Here is a 3,279-nt window from a genome sequence, read left to right on the forward strand (position 1 = left end):
CAGCGCTTCACCGAGCTAAAGAGACACTTACCCGACATCAGCTCACGCACACTTTCATTGAAGCTTCGAAAACTCGAGGAAATGGGCCTCATAAGAAGGGTTGTCATCCACAATAGACCCCCATCCGTGATCTACGAGCTAACAGAGGAGGGCCAAACGGTAACAAAGATGGGTGAGCCCGTATTCCTCTACTTCGGGCTGGTGAAACGATTCTACACGTGAAAAGGCCACCCAAGCCTCCGATCAGGCTGAAGAATACACTGTTCGCCGCTGAGCCCTAGGAGCGTTCAAGCCGCGCATCACCGATTGGCTAGTGGGTACCCGTTTCACCGTGAGGTGGGCGATAATGTACCCGAACATGGAGGCTTACACCAGCTCCTAGTAAGGCGAGAATCACACCCCATGCGTGGTCAAATGGATCCCTCGAATAGCACACCCGTGTTCCCCAGTGGCGCACGTTGAGTTGCCGACGAAATATACCCTCCATAGAACCCCGGCTCCGCGCAGCATGATCTCGCCGAGTGCGCCAGCCAACTCAAAGCCAGGGGCTATTCCACGCAGCCAAAAGTAGCTGGAGGGCTACGAGCGCACACTGGTTCACACACCAGGAGGGCGTGGCAGCCACACTAAGCGGCCACAGGAGGTTCAGTAGGACAGTTGGTGGGCAAGCCGACTCAGCGGGTGGAAGTATTTTTGACCCCACCATGCGGTTCATGGACCCACGGACCACGCTAGGCTCAGACGGCTTGTGAGGCTGGCGCTCACCACCAGAGTGGTGGAGTCGCCTAGACCGAGGGTGTGGGACATAGCCAGAAGCCTACTGTCGGGGTTGACGGCGCCCAATGTTCGACGCGGTGTCCGGCTACGTGCGCCCACTTTGCGTACACCCACCCGCTTCCAAGTGGGCCCCACTGTTTTCCACCCAGAAAGCTGCGCGTACACATAGTTGGACCATGTGCTTAGCCTCTCTACACTAAGTATACTATAAAGAGGGTATGCTGGTAACCCCTCGCCTTTGAGCACTCTGATTATGGTGCTCTTGAGTTTACACGCCAACAATACGCTAAATGCGGTCATATCACACCAACCCAAATCTAGTGGCACCAGACCATGAGTTCCCACACCCACACTCGACGTTCACCAACAAGCTATCTAGGTGACTCCGCGAGTCCGATACAAGCAAGTCGTAAACCTTTGTATCTTTAACTGGATCAAAAAACTAGCATGAGTGCACCCCTAACCCTCAAAAGAACCAGAAAGAAAACTTCTCAAAGTAAAAAAATTTCTTTTTAAAAAAAGAGTATTGTGGTCGTTAGCCTACCACTAGTGTTGTGGAGAGTGTTGCTCCGTTGCTGAGCCCTAGCTGCACTTGGACGGTCTGACCATCAACTAGGGTCACACCAGAGGGGGCGGGAACGGACACTGAGGTGGGGGCACCCGCTACGACCGATACTGCAGAGAAGCCTGAGACGGTTTGCCCGTTTATTGAGGCGCTTACGACTGTGACGGCGCTACCACCCTGATTTGAAAGCTTGATACTGCAACCGCTTGTTGTGCAGGATGATGCTGAGGCTATGATGGTTACTGGTTGTGTTCTGCTGTAGCTTCCGAAGAGCCCGAACACCCATCCGGCCACAGCTATGGCTATAACTATTGTTATGGCGATTAGTATGATTGTGGCTATGACTGGGCTGATCCCCCTCTTCTCCGTCGCTGGGCGTCTTCCCGTCTTACCCTGTGTTGTGGCTCCTAGTAGTCTTACGTTGCCTAGTGTGTACATTTATATCAACTGCTTGTGTTGATACTGGTTTATTATAGTTTTCGGCTGGGGTGCGATGGTGCCCGGATTAGTTGGTGGCTTGCTTGGTATCCGAGTGTGGGAGGCGTTATCCGGACACCACTCAGTTGGGGGGTCACCCAAATAAGTATGGCAAGAGCGTTGGTGGGGGAAGGTGGAGGTTTCCTCTGGCTCACTAACCAGCTGGGACCCAGCGGCAGCAAACACCTAATTGTAGGGTCATAATCCTTAGGATTGTATTCCTAAGGTTTGTTGACCGACGAGGGGAGGTGGAGCTACTTAGAGGCTTCGCATCGCGGAGAAGAGCCGGGGTCGCCTTGGTCTACGGGAGGGGGCGTGTTGGGAAGACCCGCCTACTCCTAGAGTTATTGAAAACCACCCTCGGAGTCTACGTTTTCGTTCCGAGGGGAGGGAGGGCGTCCCTGCTAAACGCATTCTCAAGGAGTCTGGGGGCAAGCCTCCCGGCGGGTGCTGTTTTCCGCGACCTCGAATCCGTGTTCGACTACTTCTTCGAAGCGTTTAGGCGAGGCGAAATAGTTGTTGTCGACGGGTTCCAGAACCTATCCGAGGTGCGCGGCGCACTCACACTCCTACAGCGCTACTGGGATGAGGAATTCTCGAAGACAAACGCCAAACTCATACTCTCAGGCTCCTCCCTAAGCGTGATTGAAAGGGTCTCACTCAGGGGGGACGCACCCCTCTACGGGCGAAGAAGCCTAACACTCGAGGTGGCCCCCCTCGAGCCGTGGGCGCTCACCCAGTGGTTCCCCACCAAAACACCCGAGGAAGTGATGCAGATCTACGGCGTCTTCGGGGGCACACCAGCCTACCTCGAACACGTGGATGAATCACTGAACGCCGTTGAGAACGCGCAAAGAGTGATACTCAGCAAAGAGGGCGCACTCTACGATGAACCCGCGTACCTACTCATGCAGGAGGTGAGTAGCCCAGGCGCCTACATGGATATCATGGGCGCCATCTCCGCGGGCAATCAGAGGATAAGCGAGATATCCGACTACACAAGGATCCCAAGTGAAAACCTACCCAAATACATCGCCTCCCTAACAACCATGAGGCTGGTGGCCAAAGAGACCACCCAGCCATTGGGGAAGGTGAGCTACACCTTCGCAGACCCATTCCTACACTTCTGGTTCAGATTCGCATGGACAAACCGAAGCCTCCTCGAGGCAGGCCTCAGCCGCACGGTTCGGACACAGGTCGAGCGGGAGCTGGACGCACACCTCGGCAGAGTGTTCGAAAGGGTGGCACTCGCCTACACCACGAGGCTAATACGCGAGGGCAAACTCAAAATCAACCCAAACTACGTGGGCCGCTGGGTCCACCAAAACACCGAAATAGACATAGTGGCCACAGCCAAACAAGAAGAGCTCGCCTACGCCTTCGAAGTAAAGTGGAGCACACTCAAACTCGAGGAAGCCCAAAGCCTACTCCACAAACTCGAAGACAAAGCGCTCAACATA

The 3,279-nt window shown here is 54.7% G+C and carries 3 protein-coding genes; 2 read left to right on the top strand and 1 reads right to left on the bottom strand.

The window, feature by feature from the left end; translation table 11 throughout:
- Positions 1 to 222: helix-turn-helix domain-containing protein (locus VKV29_RS04130; RefSeq protein WP_324200037.1), on the top strand; the 222-nt coding region annotated here is incomplete at its 5' end.
- A gap of 1,090 nt (positions 223 to 1,312) precedes the next feature.
- Here VKV29_RS04130 and VKV29_RS04135 read toward each other — a convergent pair.
- Positions 1,313 to 1,780: an archaellin/type IV pilin N-terminal domain-containing protein gene (locus VKV29_RS04135; RefSeq protein ID WP_324200038.1), complete on the bottom strand. Its 468-nt coding sequence runs from the start codon at positions 1,778 to 1,780 to the stop codon at positions 1,313 to 1,315.
- Between the two features lie 251 nt (positions 1,781 to 2,031).
- On the opposite strand from VKV29_RS04135, the gene VKV29_RS04140 reads away from it, so the two are divergent.
- A partial coding sequence (locus tag VKV29_RS04140) for an ATP-binding protein (RefSeq protein WP_324200039.1) occupies positions 2,032 to 3,279 on the top strand: 1,248 nt, incomplete at its 3' end.

Source organism: Chthonomonas sp. (assembly GCF_035294165.1).
In the GTDB taxonomy this organism is placed as follows: Bacteria; Armatimonadota; Chthonomonadetes; order Chthonomonadales; family Chthonomonadaceae; genus Chthonomonas.